A 14936-nucleotide genomic window follows, 5' to 3' on the forward strand; every position below is an offset into this window, starting at 1 on the left:
ATGCGGTAATCGGAAAACCGCTTTTGACATTCCGCCGCATCGGTATTCCTGAAAATTACCTATTTCCAGTGAGTACGGACAGGGCTCTTTACTTTTTTTTTGAAGTATGATATTGTTTTATATCTGGATCTTCCGGTATGCCGGCGTGGTGGAATGGTAGACACGATAGACTCAAAATCTATTGCTCGCGAGGGTGTAAGAGTTCAAGTCTCTTCGCCGGTATAAAAATCGGAGTTTTAATTTCTAAAGCTTCTTTGTTTTTTCTTCCAAAAACAGACGGTGTTCTTCGTCCAAATAGGGCGAAAGTCGCGTGCGCACTTCTTCGTGGTAGGCGTTGAGCCAGTCAATTTCTCTCTGCGACAAAATGCCGGGCACAAGGGGCCTAGTGTCTATCGGGCAAAGGGTAATCGTCTTAAAGCGGTAAAATTCTCCCGACTCGGTTTTTTCCGCCGGAACGGTTACAACAAGATTTTCGATGCGGATACCGTATTTTCCCGCCGCATAGTAGCCCGGCTCGTTTGAGGTAACCATACCGAGTTTTATCGCTTCGTTGATATAGCGCTTTGAAATCGACTGCGGCCCTTCGTGTACGGGCAAAAGATAGCCGACCCCGTGTCCCGTTCCGTGATTGTAATCCATGCCGCGCTCCCACAGGGGAAGGCGGGCTATCGTGTCGAGGGAAAGGCCTGTTGTGCCCGCTTTAAATTGAGCGAGGGCAAGGCGGATATGAGATTGAAGGACGAGGGTGTAGCTTTCTTTTTCCTGTGCGGTAAGGGGGCCGAGCGGAACGGTGCGCGTAATATCGGTGGTGCCGTTTATATAGTGACCGCCGCTGTCCAAAAGTAAAAAGCTTTTCGCTTGTAAAACCGCGCTTCCCTGTTCGGCGGGGGCATAGTGAACGATTGCCGCGTTCGGCCCGTATGCGCTGATGGTTTCAAAACTCGCTTCGATAAAGTCCTTTCCTTCGGCTCTGAACTCCAAAAGCTTTGTGCTCACATCGTATTCGCTGATTCCCGCTGCGGCATTATTTTCAACCCATTTAAGGAGTTTTACCATTGCAGCCCCGTCTTTTTCCATTGTGTCGTCAAGGTTTTGTAATTCCGTCGAATTTTTTACCGCTTTTAAAGCCGAACTTATGTTTAAGCCCTGCACAATGCGCGCTTTTATTTTTGAACGCACATAGACGTTTGTCCGTGCGCCGTCAAGATACACCGTTCCCTCAAGTTTTTCGGCTTCCGAAAAAACGGATTCGTAAGGAGCGATTGTAACCCCTTCTTTTTGCAAAAAGGCGCGCACGTGTTCATTGATTTGTTTTTCGTTTATAAAAAGAACGGCCCGCGTCTTATCAATCAAGGCATACGAGATAAGGACAGGATTGCAGGGAATATCGTTTCCGCGTATGTTAAAAAGGTAACAGATGTCTTCGCAAGAACCGATAAGGGTTGCGTCCGCCCCTTTTTCGGCGAGGCCCGCCCGTACTTCGGCGATTTTTTCGGCGGCACTTTTTCCCGCATATTCGTTACCGAGAATAAAGGCTTCGCTTAATACGGGTTCGGGGCGATCCTTCCAAATATCGCCTACAAGGTCGCGCCCGGTAACGAGTTCCATGCCCTCAAGCTCTTTTTGCATAGCCTCGTAGTTTTGAAGGGAAACAACCTTTCCATCCATGCCGATTTTGGCGCCCGCCTTGAATTCGGATTTAAGAAAGGCGTTCAGTGTCGGAACACCGGGTTCTTCCATTTTGAACAGTGTTATGCCGCTTCCTTTAAGCTGATGTTCGGCTTGCAAAAAATAGCGCCCGTCCGTCCACAAGCCCGCCTTGTCTGCGGTTACAAGCAGGGTACCCGCCGATCCGGTAAAGCCGGACATAAATTCGCGGGTTTTATAGGGTGCCGGCAAATACTCGTTTTGGTGCGGGTCGGATGAGGGAATAATATATGCGTCAAACTCGCATTCTTTCATTTTTTGCCGCAGGGCGGCAATACGTTCGGGAATATTCATACTAACCTCTTTTAACCGCTGTTTTTCATTTTAGCCGCGATGTTTTTGATAACCGCGCCTTTATAGCGGTTATCAAAAACTCGAAGCAACCCAAAAGGCCTAACGGCCTTTTGGGTTGCTTAAATGCCGGCGAAGCGGGTTTCAACCTTTTCTTTTACGTAGGCGATAAAGTTTTCAACCTTCATAAGCTCTTGGGGGCGGCCGTCGCGGAAACGCACGGCAATGCTCGCAGTTTCGGCTTCTTTTTCGCCTGCAACCAGCATATAGGGTATTTTTTTTAGCTGGGCGGTTTTTATTTTGCCGTTTATGCGGTCGCTTCCGAGATTTATATCGCAGCGGATACCGGCCGCTTTGATTTTTTCGAACACTTCTTTTGCGTAAGTCTCGGCCGCAGGAGAAACGGGAATAACGACCGCCTGCTCATATTGCAGCCATGCGGGAAGGGCGCCCGCGTAGTTTTCAATCAAAATGCCGATAAAGCGTTCCAAAGACCCCAAAACCGCGCGGTGAAGCATAACCGGATGGTGCTTGATGTTATCTTCTCCGACATATTCGGCATTTAAGCGTTCCGCCGACGGAAGCTGGTAGTCGACTTGGATCGTACCGCATTGCCATCCGCGGCCCAAAGCGTCTACAAGGGTAAACTCCAGTTTAGGGCCGTAAAAAGCGCCTTCTCCGGGCTGTAATTCGTAACTTAAGCCCGCTGCCTTTGTCGCGTCTTCCAAGGCTTTTTCGGCCCTGTCCCATACCTCGTCGGTACCGACGCGCAATTCCGGCCGCGTTGAAAATTTAACGAGAATCTTATCTTCGCCGAAGCCGAAATCCTTATACATATCTTTTAAAAGGCGGCAAAAACGCGCCACTTCTTCGCCGATTTGTGCTTCCGTACAAAAGATGTGCGCATCGTCCTGCACAAAGCCGCGTACGCGCATAATACCGTGAAGGGCGCCGGAAGCTTCGTTTCGCGTGCAGGAGCCGAATTCGGCCATGCGCAGGGGCAAATCCTTATAAGAGCGTATGTGCTGTTTGAAAATCTCAACGTGTCCGGGGCAGTTCATCGGTTTAAGGGCAAACAAGCGCTTTTCGCTTTCGGTTATAAACATATTTTCCTGATACTTTGCCCAGTGACCCGAACGTTCCCACAAAGAACGCGGCATAACGTAGGGGGTTTTTACTTCCACATAACCGTCCGCTTTGATTTTTTCGCGCACGTAATCTTCAATTATGCGGTACACCGTCCAGCCGTTCGGGTGCCAAAAGATTTGCCCCGGATTTTCTTCGTCTATATGGAAAAAATCCAACTGCTTGCCGATTTTGCGGTGATCGCGCTTTTCGGCTTCTTCGAGCATCGTAAGATAGGCTTTTAAATCGTTCGGCTTTTCAAAGGCCGCCGCGTAAATGCGGGTAAGCATGGGACGTTTTACGTCTCCGCGCCAATAAGCGCCTGCAGTTTTTAAAAGCTTAAAAGCCTGGGCGTTTATTTCTTTGGTATTTGCGACGTGAGGGCCGCGGCATAAGTCGGTAAAATCGCCGTTGGTGTAAATCGATATTTGTTCGTCTGCAGGTAAATCGTTTATAAGTTCGATTTTATAGTCTTGTTCCGCGAACAACTTCAAAGCTTCATCGCGGCTTACGACTTTTTTTACAAAATCGTGCGGACTTGATAAAATGCGCCGCATTTCTTTTTCGATTTCGCCCAAATCTTCTTCTTGAATGGGGCGGCTCAAATCGAAGTCGTAATAAAATCCCGTGTCGATTGCAGGCCCGATGGCGACCTTGGAACCGGGAAAAAGCTTTAACACCGCTTCGGCCATAACGTGCGCCGTACTGTGGCGGATAGTATAGAGTTTATCGTTTTTTTGCTCGTTTTCCATAATAGTACAGCATATAGCGTTCAAGAAGGAGTGTCAACGGTGTAATATCTTGCGCTCTTATTCCATATTCCGTATAATTTATATGATGATTGTATTTCCCGATTATACACATTCTTCGGTAAACCTGATATCTTCGGTGCTTAAATATGCAAACCGGTGTACATACCACACAAGTTTACCGGAATTGGATGCTCTGTTCGCGCAAAAATCATACCGCAATATCGTATTGTTTTTATTTGACGGTATGGGACTTGAGGTGCTGAATCGGCATTTGGATTCGACGGCTTTTTTACATAAACACGTGCTTTGTCCGCTTTTTTCGGTTTTCCCGCCTACAACGACAGCGGCTACAACTTCCCTTGAAAGCGCATTAACGCCTGCGGAACACGGATGGCTGGGGTGGACACTGTATTTTCCGTCGCTTGATGCAAATGTAAACGTGTTTCCCAATACTTTTAAAGATACGACCCTGCAAGCGGCACCGTATCATGTCGGACGCAAGGATATTCCTTATAAAAGCGTATATGAACACATCAATGCACAAACTTTTTCCGGTACTGCACAAAAAGACGAAAACGCGGCACACGATATGCAGGCTTACAGCGTATCGCGATACGGAACGAATGTAACTAAAACAGCTAAAGGAATGTTCGATGAAGTATTTCGTCTTTGTTCGCTGCCGGGAAAAAAGTATATTTATGCTTATCATGAGCAGCCGGATAAAATTATGCATATAAGCGGCACCTACGGTTTTTTAGCGAAAAACTGTGTACAAAATATCAATCGATCCGTACAGCGTTTTTGCCGCCGATTAAAGCAAAACCCTGCGGCGCGCGATACATTGGTACTTGTTACGGCGGATCACGGTCATATTCCGGTGCGTAATACCGAACTGACCCGATATCCGGATTTGGAGCACATGCTCAGACGGCGGCCTTCTATCGAAGCGCGGGCGGTAAACTTTTTCGTCAAACCCGAATATCTGAACGAGTTTCCTACACTTTTTTCTTCGTTTTTTAAAACAGTGCTGCCGGTAAATCTTTTCGGCACAAAAAAATTGCCTAAAGCCGCCGGACAGCGTTTTGAAACCGCCGATGCCGAATTTATTTTATTTTCCCGAAAAGAAGCGGCGGAAATGAATCTTTTCGGACCGGGAAAAGAGCACCCGTCTTTAGCCCATTCGTTGGGCGATTATCTTGCCGTTGCCTGTTCGGATTTGACCCTGGTTGACAGCCCGAAGTCGAATCATTTTAAAAGTCATCATGCAGGTTTAACGGCCGAAGAAATGATTGTTCCCCTCATCGCTCTTCCGTAGTGCGTTTTCGGAACAAGGGAGAGGTTGTAGAAAAAACAGGATTTTGTCGGTGTAAAGACAAAAATACGTTTTCTTTGTATACTGTAAGCGCAGGAGAATACAATGTTTTTATTCGGAAAAAAAGAAAATGATATGTTTTATAATTCGCAGGATGATTTTTCAAAAAATACATCTTCGGTTTCTTTTTCGGAGGCCGAAGATTTTATACGTGAAAATTCTTGCGGTGTAAAAATTCTGGGAACAAACGACTCTCTTTGTTCGGCAATAAAAGAAAAAGTCGATGCCGCATTTGTACAAAACGGCAGCGAAGAGCGGGCTTTGCATATCGATGATTTAAATATTATTGCCGCTTATGGAGTTATACATTTGCCCGCCCTTGTGATAGACGGGAAAGTTGTTTGTACGGGGCGCGTTCCGGAAAAAACCGAAATCGCTTCGTTTATAAAAAAGCGCAGATAAAACGAAAAAAAACGTACATTTTTGCGCGCTTGTGCAAAAGGAATTATAATGCGGACAAAACATAATAAAAAAAAGCGGTTATTTGTCGTTTGCGCCCTTATACTGGCCGCAGGCGGCTTGATTATACGCTTTGCACTGCCTAAAAAAAATAAAAAAACGGAACTTCCTCCGATTATAGTAAAAAAAGAAGTTTCTTCAAATAAAATCGAAATCGACGGCTATATAGAAGCTGCACAAGTACAAACCCTGCAAGCTCCGGGAGAAGGAATCGTTGAAACCGTTGCGGTAAAAGAAGGAGGCAAAGTACGTGCAGGCGATTTATTATTTGCCCTCGACAGTACGGTTCAAGAATACAACCTCGCACAACAAAACTTTGCTTTTCAGCAAGAAGCGGTGAACGGCCCGTCAAAAAAGCTTAAACTTATGGAACAGCAAAAAAAGCTTTTGGAAAAACAAATCGCCGACAGAAAAGTATACGCCCGTTTTGACGGAACCGTTGCACTTTTAAAAATCAGAGAAGGCCAATATGCCAAAGCCCAAGATAATTTCGGCACCTTGATAAACCGCGAATATTTACAGTCAACCGTCGAAGTAGTCGAAAGCGATGCATCCCGTCTTAAAGTGGGACAACGTGTGCAACTGAAATTTCCGGCTCAACCGGACTTAAAAGTCGAAGCCGAAATTACCGCATTCCCGTCGGTAGCGCGTATCACCGAACGCGGGGCCGCCGTTCTCGATACAAAAATCCGCATAAACGAGCCTCCGGAAAGTATTTTACCCGGTTATTCTTTTTCGGGATTTATTGTTGCCGGCGAAGATGAAGAGATTTTAACCATACCGCAAAATGCGGTTCGCTATAAAGAAGGCGTTCCCTTTGCCGATAAAATTGCAGACGGCAAAACCGAAGAAGTTGAAATAAGCGTTGAACCCTACATACGCGGTTTTCTAAAAATTACATCGGGCTTAAGCGAAGGCGATACGCTTAAAGATCAAAGCGAAGAAGGTTAAAAAGCGGCAGTAAGTTTATGTTTGAAGATTTTATAAATGCTTTGCAAAATTTCAAGACAAACAAAACACGTACCTTTTTATCTCTTTTGGGAATCGTTATCGGCGTTACGGCGGTGGTTATCGTTACGACAATGGCAAGTTCTTTGGATGCAAGTATGAAAAGAATATTCAGCCGTTTTACTTTAGATATGATGATTCTTGAACATTGGCAAATAGCTCCGCGCAAACTGCCCTTTAATGAAGAGTTTCGCCGCGAATTGACGGAAAACGTCGACGGTATAAAAAATATTTTTTATTTTTACGATTTTAATGAACGCATATTGCGTACCAATTTTTCAACCGATGCGCGTATTTCCGCTTGCGAACAAGGAGCTATCGAAGCAAACCGGTATGAAATCGACTACGGTACATCTCTTTTACCGGCGGACTTTGCAAACGGAGCGCATAAAGTTGTACTCGGCAAAAGTATCGCCGAAACGCTTTTCCCTGAAGGCAATGCCGTAGGAAAAACAATTACGCTTAATACGAATAAAGCGAATTTTACGCTGACCGTTGCCGGCGTCTTAAAACACAAAGATGTATGGACGTACAGTCCTGACCGTACTATTTTTATTCCGCGTACTTTTGTATCAAAAAAAATAAAGCCCGTGCAGCGGATATTTCGTGCCGACATACAACTGATTAATGAAAACGATGCGGACAAAGTAAGCCGCCTTATACGCGATTATACGGATAAAAAAACGGGGGTACAAAACGCACTGTGGGTATCGTCTGCAAAAAGTATGCTGCAGGAAAACAATAAAATTCTGGTTATCGTAAACATCGTACTCACCTCGATTGCGGCTATTTCGCTTTTGGTCGGCGGCATCGGCATTATGAATATCATGATTGTAACCGTTACCGAGCGCAAACACGAAATAGGTATGAGAAAGGCGTTGGGCGCTTCAAACGCCGATATCCGTAATCAGTTTTTAGTCGAATCGGCAACCCTTACTCTTACCGGCGGTACTGTCGGCGTTATACTGGGCATTCTCATTTGTTTTTTTGTGATAAACTTTGTTTTTCCGAAAGATTTTGAATTCGTATTTGCCTTTAATTTGACCGGAACGATTGTGGCCTTTATCGTATCGGTTTCGACGGGTATTTTTTTCGGATTGAATCCGGCATTAAAAGCCGCCCACCTCGATCCGGTTGAAGCGCTCAGCGATTAAGGTATAAGGGCTACGACAAAAACCTTGTTTGCTTTTTAGCGGTTTTCCATAAATAAAAAAGCGGTGTCCGCATTTTTTCCGCAAGACACCGCATCTCTTTAGTTTTGCATGGATTTTAACATCCAGATTTCTTTTTCCAAGTGTTCGATAAGACCCGTCAAAATTGAATCGGTGGTCGAATCGTTATTGTCGGCAGCTTCGGTTCTGGTTACTTGCAGTTCTTTTGCCAAGTATTCAAAATCGGCAAGAACCATTTTAATTACTTCTACAGGAGTAAAGGTTCTTGCACCTTCTTCTTTGATGCCGGAAACTTCAAGGTATTCCTTCATAGTTGAAGGTGCTTTTTCGCCGAGTTGTAAAAGTCTTTCAGCTACCGCATCGTAAGCTCCGGTCATTTTTTCATAGTAGCTTTCCGTAAGCTCATGGATGGGTCTGAATTCCAAACCTTTTACATGCCAATGATAATTATGCAGTTTTACATATAGTACCGCAAAATCCGCCGTGTGAACAGACAATCGCTTTGTTACGTTACTCAATTAATTACCTCCGTACAATATCCTGCCGGATATTTGATAAAGTTAGATACTGATAATATAACCAAAGAAAAGCGGATCGTCAACTAAAATGTTGTTCGGTAATCTTTTGCAAAGTTTGTTGTAAGAGTTCAAGCTGCGTACGCAAATCCTGTACTTGTTTTAAACTTGACATAATTTTAGACTGCATATACACATCGGTAAAAACACAGTCAAACACAATGTCTGCGACGGCAGAAAAAGTGCCCACATTCATACTGTAATCGGTCGGTATCGATATGTGTGATATGAGGCTTTGCAAGTTTTGCAGCAAAGCTTGAATGTTATTCATCGTTTCCGAAACCGAACCGAGTTTATAGTGCTTTATCATATCAACGATAAAGCCGCCGCCGAAAATATCGATAAAACCCCAGTTGCGCGCACTTTTAAATTGTTTTTCCGCGCTGTCTATAAGGGGAAAAAGGCGGTTAAGAACGGCTTGGGCATCACGTATTTTTTCAAGGTTTTGTTCGTTTGTCATAGCTTATAATAGCATGGAAGGAAATACAAACACAAGGGAAATATCGGTTTTTTACACACCTTCCCTTGTTCTTTTTTCATCGTATTTTTCCGGGAAAGATACGATGAAAAATAATGAAAATATTTCTCTTGACGCATTTAGAATTCAGCTTTATACTTAAACAGTTAAAAAATAACTTAAAAAATATTAAAAAGTTAAAATATTACTGTTTTTTTAGGAGCTTGATATGGAAATAGGTTTTATAGGATTGGGGATAATGGGAAAACCGATTGTAAAAAATATCCTCAAAAAAGGATATAAGGTTTTATGTTACGATATCAACTCGAAACCCGTTGAAGAACTGGCGGCCTTAGGAGCCAAAGCGGCACAAAGTATTACAGAAATTGCAAAAACAGTTGATATAGCCTTTACAATGTTACCTGCTTCAGCCCATGTAGAAGAAGTTATTTTAGGCAAAGACGGTTTATTGGAGCATATAAAAAAAGAAGCCGTTATTTTTGATCTTTCCTCGATAGATCCCGATACGGCAAAAAAAATCGGACAGCTTTGCGATGCTAAAAGCGTATATTTTTTTGACAGCCCTGTAAGCGGCGGCGAACCGAAGGCAATTGACGGTACCTTGGCGCTAATGACCGGAGGAAATAAAAATATTCTTAAAAACATATATCCCATCCTTAATACCTTTGCGGAAAAAGTTACTTGGGTCGGAGAAAACGGTGCCGGTTCTACAGTCAAGCTTGCAAATCAAATAATCGTCAATCTCAATATCGCCGCTGTATGCGAGGCTTTTTGTCTTGCAGCTTCCTGTTCGATCGATCCGAAAATTGTCTATGAAGCTATACGCGGAGGTCTTGCCGGCAGCACTGTCTTGGAAGCAAAGGCAGAAAAAATGTTTACGCGGAATTTCAAAGCCGGCGGCAGACTCGATATAAATCAAAAGGACATCGGAAATGTCCTTAAAACATCGCATAAAAGCGGAGCTGTCTTGCCCTTGACGGCACAACTGTACGAAATGATGATTTCACTGCAAAAGTCGGGATTACAATCGGAAGATCACAGTGCAATTTTAAAATATTACGAAAAAATATCCTGTTTGGAAGTAAAAACAGGGAAATAATAGGAGGAATAACATGGTACAAAAAAAAGGTAGTTGGATTTGGATAACCGTAGCGGTTATCTGCGTTTTGTTTTTCGGTTTTCTATCACGAATGGTCGATACCGATTGGGGAAAAATCGATGTTTCATATCTTAAGATTATGACTCAAGAACAAGAAGTGATGACGGCAAAGTTATACCGACCGAAATTTGCAAACAGTGAAAATCCTCTTCCGGGTATATTGGCTTTACATGGTTATCAAAGTGACAAAGAAGCTCCGAGTACCTTCGGAATGCTTGAACTGGCAAAAAGAGGATTTGTTGTTTTATCTATCGATCAACTCGGACACGGTTACTCACAAGGAGAAGTAAACGATAAGACAAAAAGTGGAGCCAATAACGGCTATGCGTACCTAAAATCTTTGCCCTTTGTCGATAAAGAAAATTTGGGTATTTTCGGACATTCAACGGGAGGAATGAATTCGATAGCCTTAGGAAATTGGAATCCGGATCACAAAGCGATTGTAGGATTAAGCGCTTCTGCCGGAAATCCCGACTTGCATAATTATATGATGGTACAAGGACTTTATGAAGAAATAGGCGGCTACAGAGAAAGGACATGGCCTGTTAAAGATCTCGGAAGTCATCCTAAAAGATTACAAGCATTCGGATTTCCTGAAAACAGCCATATTGAGTGGAATAAAACTTACGGTAATTTCGCTGACGGTTCCGCCCGCCGAATTGAACTTGTTAAGGGTACCCATTTGGGAGTTATGGTAAACAAAAAAGCGAATGCGTCTGTATGTGAATGGTTTCACCAAGCACTCCAAAAGCCCGATAATCCTTATTTTTTTGATCCGTCAAAGCAAACCTATATGTATAAAGAGATTTTCGGTTTTATCATGCTGCTTTTTACATTGTCTCTTATTATCCCTTTAACAAACCTTTTACTTGCATCCTCCTTTTTTTCTTCAATCGCACGTAAAGGTCAAATAAATGCGTATCCTGAAAAAACGAGTATGTGGTGGTTTGCGGCAATCGTAAATATTATCTTAACGGTCTTTTGTTACCCGTTTTTCGCAAAAAGAGGAGGACCCGGTACAAAAATCATTCAATATTTTCCGTTTGCAAGAATGGAAATGACAAACGGTATTACTCACTGGATGTTTTTCAGCTCACTGATTGCTGTCGCTGCGTATATTATTTGGAAAATCGTTACAGCCGGCAAAAATAAAGAAAAAGTAAATGCATGCCGTATGGAATATGCTTATTCGGAAAATAAAACCCTTTGTTTACACGATATAGGCAAAAATATATTATTTGCAGGTATCCTTGTAGGCTCTATGTATGTACTTACGATTATGTGCGGATTTTTCTTTAATACCGAACTCAGATGCCTTTGGCCCTTTATGAAAGCCTTTGATTTAAGAAGAACAGCATATGTATTTGTTTATTTTGTTCCCGTTTTTATGTTTTTCTTTGTAAACAACGGAATATTCCTTTTCGGACAAAATAAGCTTAAAGAATACGGCAGCGAAAAGAAAACGGTTTTATTTTGGTGGCTTTTAAATGTTATTTCTTCTGTCGGCGGTTTAATGATTTTGTGGCTTATCCATTTTATCCCGAATTATTTGCAAATCGGTCCGGGGCTTGATGTTTTGGGCTTAGGTGCTTATGCCGGAAGATGGATGATGATGCTTAATGTTATGATTCCTCAATTTATCATAATTAATTTTATTCTTGTTACCTTGTACAGAAAAACACGTCGAATCTATGCAGGTGCTTTTGTCGGAACTTTTTTAATTTTATGGTTCCAAGCAGCCGGACAGGTTATCGGGAGGTTCTAAATGATACATTTGCTGTCCCACATTCTTACGGAATCGGATCCGCCCTTTCCGAATTCTCCGACAATGCGGATAAAACCCTTTGCACGTATGGAAAACGGCGATGTTTGCAATACTTCAACGGTTGAAATATTCAATCACTTCGGAACTCATATGGATGCTCCCAAACATTTTTTTGATAAAGGAGTATCCATATCCGAAATTCCCGTTGATTTTTTTATTTTTAATAATCCGTTGATTCTTGATATTCCTTTGGATGCGGGACAGCTCTTAACCACTGAAATGATACTTCCATTTAAAGACAAAATCGCACTTTGTGACTTATTGTGCATCCGCTCGGGATTTGCCGAAAAAAGAAAATCGGATCCCGATACGTATTCAAACAAAGGGCCGGGGTTATCCGGTTCTTTATGTAAGTATTTTATGGATGAATTTGATAATATACGGTGCATCGGAATTGACTGGATAAGCGTCACTTCATATCCGAATTTGGAAGACGGAATTCTTGCTCATAAATACCTTATGGGTACTTTTCATAACAGATACATAACCGTCATTGAAGAGTTGAATTTGGAAAACGTATATAGAAAATCCCTTGATAAAGTTATTGCTTTACCGCTTTTTATTAAGGGCATAGACAGCGCTCCCGTTACCGTTATAGCATTTGAAACTGATTCGGAGAAAATAAAATGAATTGTTCGAGTAAATCACACATCTCTTTTGCAGATATTTCGGAAAAATTACCGGAATATGACAAAGATACCGTTACAGAGCTTTTACAAAAAGAAGTTCAAAAAAACAATCGGAAAATAGTAGTCCTTGACGATGATCCGACGGGTGTTCAAACAGTCCATGATGTTTCCGTATATACTCGTTGGGATAAAGAAAGTATTACGGCAGGATTTTTAGAAAAAAATCCGCTTTTTTATATTCTTACGAACTCTCGAAGCCTATCAGCGCATGAAAGCGAAATTTTACACCGTGCCGTCACGCAAACAATCATCTCCGTATCTAAAGAATTAAAACGGGATTTTTTGCTCATAAGCCGCAGCGATTCAACCTTACGGGGACATTATCCTCTGGAAACGGAGATAATGCGCGAAGTTTTCGAATCGAAATTGAAGCATAAAATAGACGGTGAAATTTTGTGTTTCTTTTTTAAGGAGGGCGGCCGTTTTACTATCGATAACACGCATTATGTTCAATACGGAGATAATTTGATTCCTGCAGGACAAACGGAATTTGCACAGGATAAAACTTTCGGATACAGCGCCTCCGATTTATGTAACTATATTGAAGAAAAAACCAAAGGACGATGTAAAGCCTCCGATGTAGTTTCCATATCTTTGGCTGATTTAAGAACACTGCAATTTGAAAAAATAGAAGCACAGTTAATGAGCGCACGGAATTTTCAAAGAATAGTTGTCAATGCTGTGGATGCTTTTGATGTAAAAGTTTTTTGTATAGCTGCATACCGTGCAATAGCTAAGGGTAAAAAATTCATTTTCAGGTCGGCGGCCGCACTGGTTAAAGAAATGGGCGGAATTGCGGATCGCCCGTTATTAACGCGAAAAGAACTTAATATACAAGACGATAATTGTGCAGGTTTGATAATCGTCGGTTCTCATACACAAAAAACAACGGAACAGCTTTATACCCTGCTTGATACGGGAAAGGTTACAGCCGTTCCTTTTGATTCCGACCTTGTGTTGAAAAAAGAATTGCTGCAAAAAGAAATAGAACGTGTAACAAATGAAGTTGAAAAATCCATAAAGACGGGAATAAGCGCAGCTGTATTTACAAAACGGAAACTTTTATCGATTACAAACGATACCAAAGAAGCCGCGCTTCAGCGGTCGGTGGAGATTTCTCATGCATTACAAAGTATTGTATCGCATCTGAACGTAAAACCGGCTTTTATCATTGCGAAGGGAGGTATCACATCAAGCGATATAGGAACAAAAGCGCTTGGAGTGCGGAAGGCAACCGTTCAGGGGCAGCTTTGTCCGGGAGTGCCCGTTTGGCAACTAGGTCCCGAATCGGTATTTCCCGGCATACCCTACGTTATTTTCCCCGGAAATGTAGGCGGAACAAACACTTTACAAGAAGCATACGAAAAACTCATGTAAGTGTTGAAAATATAAAAAAAATACTATAACCTATTGCAAAGAGGATACGCATACCGTGAATGAAAAATCCGTTTTAACCGATATTGCATTACGGCAAAATCGATTGTCTGAAGTACAGAAGATGATAGCATCTTATTATCTTGCAAATCCGCAAACGGTTGCTCAAATGACTCTAAAAAATATCGCACAAGAGCTGTTAATCAGCGAAACGGCTGTGATACGGTTTATAAATAAAATAGGTTACAAATCGTTTAAAGCTTTTCAAATCGCTGTTTTAAAGGATGCAAGTATTCTTGAAAATGCACATAAGGAAAATGCATTAAAAATAGAAGACGGATATTCCGAAATTAATTCACATGACGGAACAGCGGAGGTAAAAAAGAAAGTTATAGTATCGGCAATAAAAGCTATTGAGGCACTTCATAAATTTGTTGACAATTCGCAAATAGAAAAGGTAAGTAATTCATTTTTACAGGCAGAGCATATTCTTTTATACGGTTCGGGCGGGTCAAGCAGTATTGCCATGGATGCTCATCATAAATTTATGCGCTTAGGCTTACCGGTTATTTACGAAGAAAATTCCCATTTTGCCATTATCAGGTCTTCCCACTTAAAGAAAAAAGACATTGTTGTATTGATTTCACATACGGGAGAAAGCAGGGAAGTTCTTGAGTGTGCAAAAAATGCCAAAATTAATAATGCCCTTATTGTGGGAATAACAAGTTACTCGCAATCTTCTCTTACAAAAGCTTCCGACATTACCTTACACAGTGCGACTAATACGTTACCTTACTATACGGATGCAATGGTATCAAGACTGCTGCAATTAATAATATTTGATATGATTTTCATAAACTGCACTTTATTACTCGGAACGAAAGGCAAAAATGCGGTCGAAACATCCAGACGTGCAATCAGATATGCAAAAAATAAACATAAATAAAGTT

The 14936-nt window shown here is 42.1% G+C and carries 14 protein-coding genes and 1 tRNA gene; 11 read left to right on the plus strand and 4 right to left on the minus strand.

Features of this window, described 5'->3' with window-relative positions:
• Positions 1-139: 139 nt before the first annotated feature.
• Positions 140-222: transfer RNA gene (locus H0R92_RS09070), tRNA-Leu, on the plus strand.
• 21 nt (positions 223-243) lie between these two features.
• Here H0R92_RS09070 and H0R92_RS09075 read toward each other — a convergent pair.
• Positions 244-2001: an aminopeptidase P family protein gene (locus H0R92_RS09075; RefSeq protein ID WP_432963513.1), complete on the minus strand. Its 1758-nt coding sequence runs from the start codon at positions 1999-2001 to the stop codon at positions 244-246.
• A 119-nt stretch (positions 2002-2120) separates the two neighbouring features.
• Complete coding sequence (gene thrS / locus H0R92_RS09080; protein WP_432963516.1) at positions 2121-3875, minus strand: threonine--tRNA ligase; 1755 nt, start codon at positions 3873-3875, stop codon at positions 2121-2123.
• An 82-nt stretch (positions 3876-3957) separates the two neighbouring features.
• On the opposite strand from thrS, the gene H0R92_RS09085 reads away from it, so the two are divergent.
• From H0R92_RS09085 to H0R92_RS09100, 4 genes are all read left to right on the plus strand, one after another.
• Positions 3958-5190 (plus strand): alkaline phosphatase family protein, encoded by a 1233-nt coding sequence (locus tag H0R92_RS09085; protein ID WP_432963519.1) that lies wholly within the window; start codon positions 3958-3960, stop codon positions 5188-5190.
• Positions 5191-5292: 102 nt separating this feature from the next.
• Positions 5293-5649, plus strand: a complete 357-nt coding sequence (locus H0R92_RS09090; protein ID WP_432963522.1) for a thioredoxin family protein — start codon at positions 5293-5295, stop codon at positions 5647-5649.
• Positions 5650-5697: 48 nt separating this feature from the next.
• The gene (locus H0R92_RS09095; RefSeq protein ID WP_432963525.1) at positions 5698-6657 is read left to right on the plus strand and encodes an efflux RND transporter periplasmic adaptor subunit; all 960 of its coding nucleotides are present in this window, start codon (positions 5698-5700) and stop codon (positions 6655-6657) included.
• A 17-nt stretch (positions 6658-6674) separates the two neighbouring features.
• Positions 6675-7868 (plus strand): ABC transporter permease, encoded by a 1194-nt coding sequence (locus H0R92_RS09100; protein WP_432963528.1) that lies wholly within the window; start codon positions 6675-6677, stop codon positions 7866-7868.
• A 98-nt stretch (positions 7869-7966) separates the two neighbouring features.
• Here H0R92_RS09100 and H0R92_RS09105 read toward each other — a convergent pair whose 3' ends face one another.
• Positions 7967-8404, minus strand: a complete 438-nt coding sequence (locus H0R92_RS09105) for a Dps family protein (protein ID WP_432963531.1) — start codon at positions 8402-8404, stop codon at positions 7967-7969.
• Between the two features lie 79 nt (positions 8405-8483).
• Positions 8484-8921: a hypothetical protein gene (locus H0R92_RS09110; protein WP_432963534.1), complete on the minus strand. Its 438-nt coding sequence runs from the start codon at positions 8919-8921 to the stop codon at positions 8484-8486.
• 13 nt (positions 8922-8934) lie between these two features.
• On the opposite strand from H0R92_RS09110, the gene H0R92_RS09115 reads away from it, so the two are divergent.
• The 6 genes from H0R92_RS09115 to H0R92_RS09140 all read left to right on the plus strand — a co-directional run bounded on the left by H0R92_RS09115 (position 8935) and on the right by H0R92_RS09140 (position 14932).
• Positions 8935-9081: a hypothetical protein gene (locus H0R92_RS09115; protein WP_432963537.1), complete on the plus strand. Its 147-nt coding sequence runs from the start codon at positions 8935-8937 to the stop codon at positions 9079-9081.
• Between the two features lie 66 nt (positions 9082-9147).
• On the plus strand, positions 9148-10038 hold the full coding sequence (locus H0R92_RS09120; protein WP_432963540.1) for an NAD(P)-binding domain-containing protein: 891 nt from the start codon (positions 9148-9150) through the stop codon (positions 10036-10038).
• A 13-nt stretch (positions 10039-10051) separates the two neighbouring features.
• Positions 10052-11863: an alpha/beta hydrolase family protein gene (locus H0R92_RS09125; protein WP_432963543.1), complete on the plus strand. Its 1812-nt coding sequence runs from the start codon at positions 10052-10054 to the stop codon at positions 11861-11863.
• The gene (locus H0R92_RS09130; protein ID WP_432963545.1) at positions 11864-12553 is read left to right on the plus strand and encodes a cyclase family protein; all 690 of its coding nucleotides are present in this window, start codon (positions 11864-11866) and stop codon (positions 12551-12553) included.
• Positions 12550-13989 (plus strand): four-carbon acid sugar kinase family protein, encoded by a 1440-nt coding sequence (locus H0R92_RS09135; RefSeq protein ID WP_432963548.1) that lies wholly within the window; start codon positions 12550-12552, stop codon positions 13987-13989. The genes H0R92_RS09130 and H0R92_RS09135 overlap by 4 nt, the downstream gene beginning before the upstream one ends.
• Positions 13990-14044: 55 nt before the next feature.
• On the plus strand, positions 14045-14932 hold the full coding sequence (locus tag H0R92_RS09140; protein ID WP_432963551.1) for a MurR/RpiR family transcriptional regulator: 888 nt from the start codon (positions 14045-14047) through the stop codon (positions 14930-14932).
• Positions 14933-14936 lie beyond the last annotated feature (4 nt).

It is taken from the genome of Treponema sp. OMZ 840 (assembly GCF_050937815.1).
Lineage (GTDB): Bacteria > Spirochaetota > Spirochaetia > Treponematales > Treponemataceae > Treponema_C.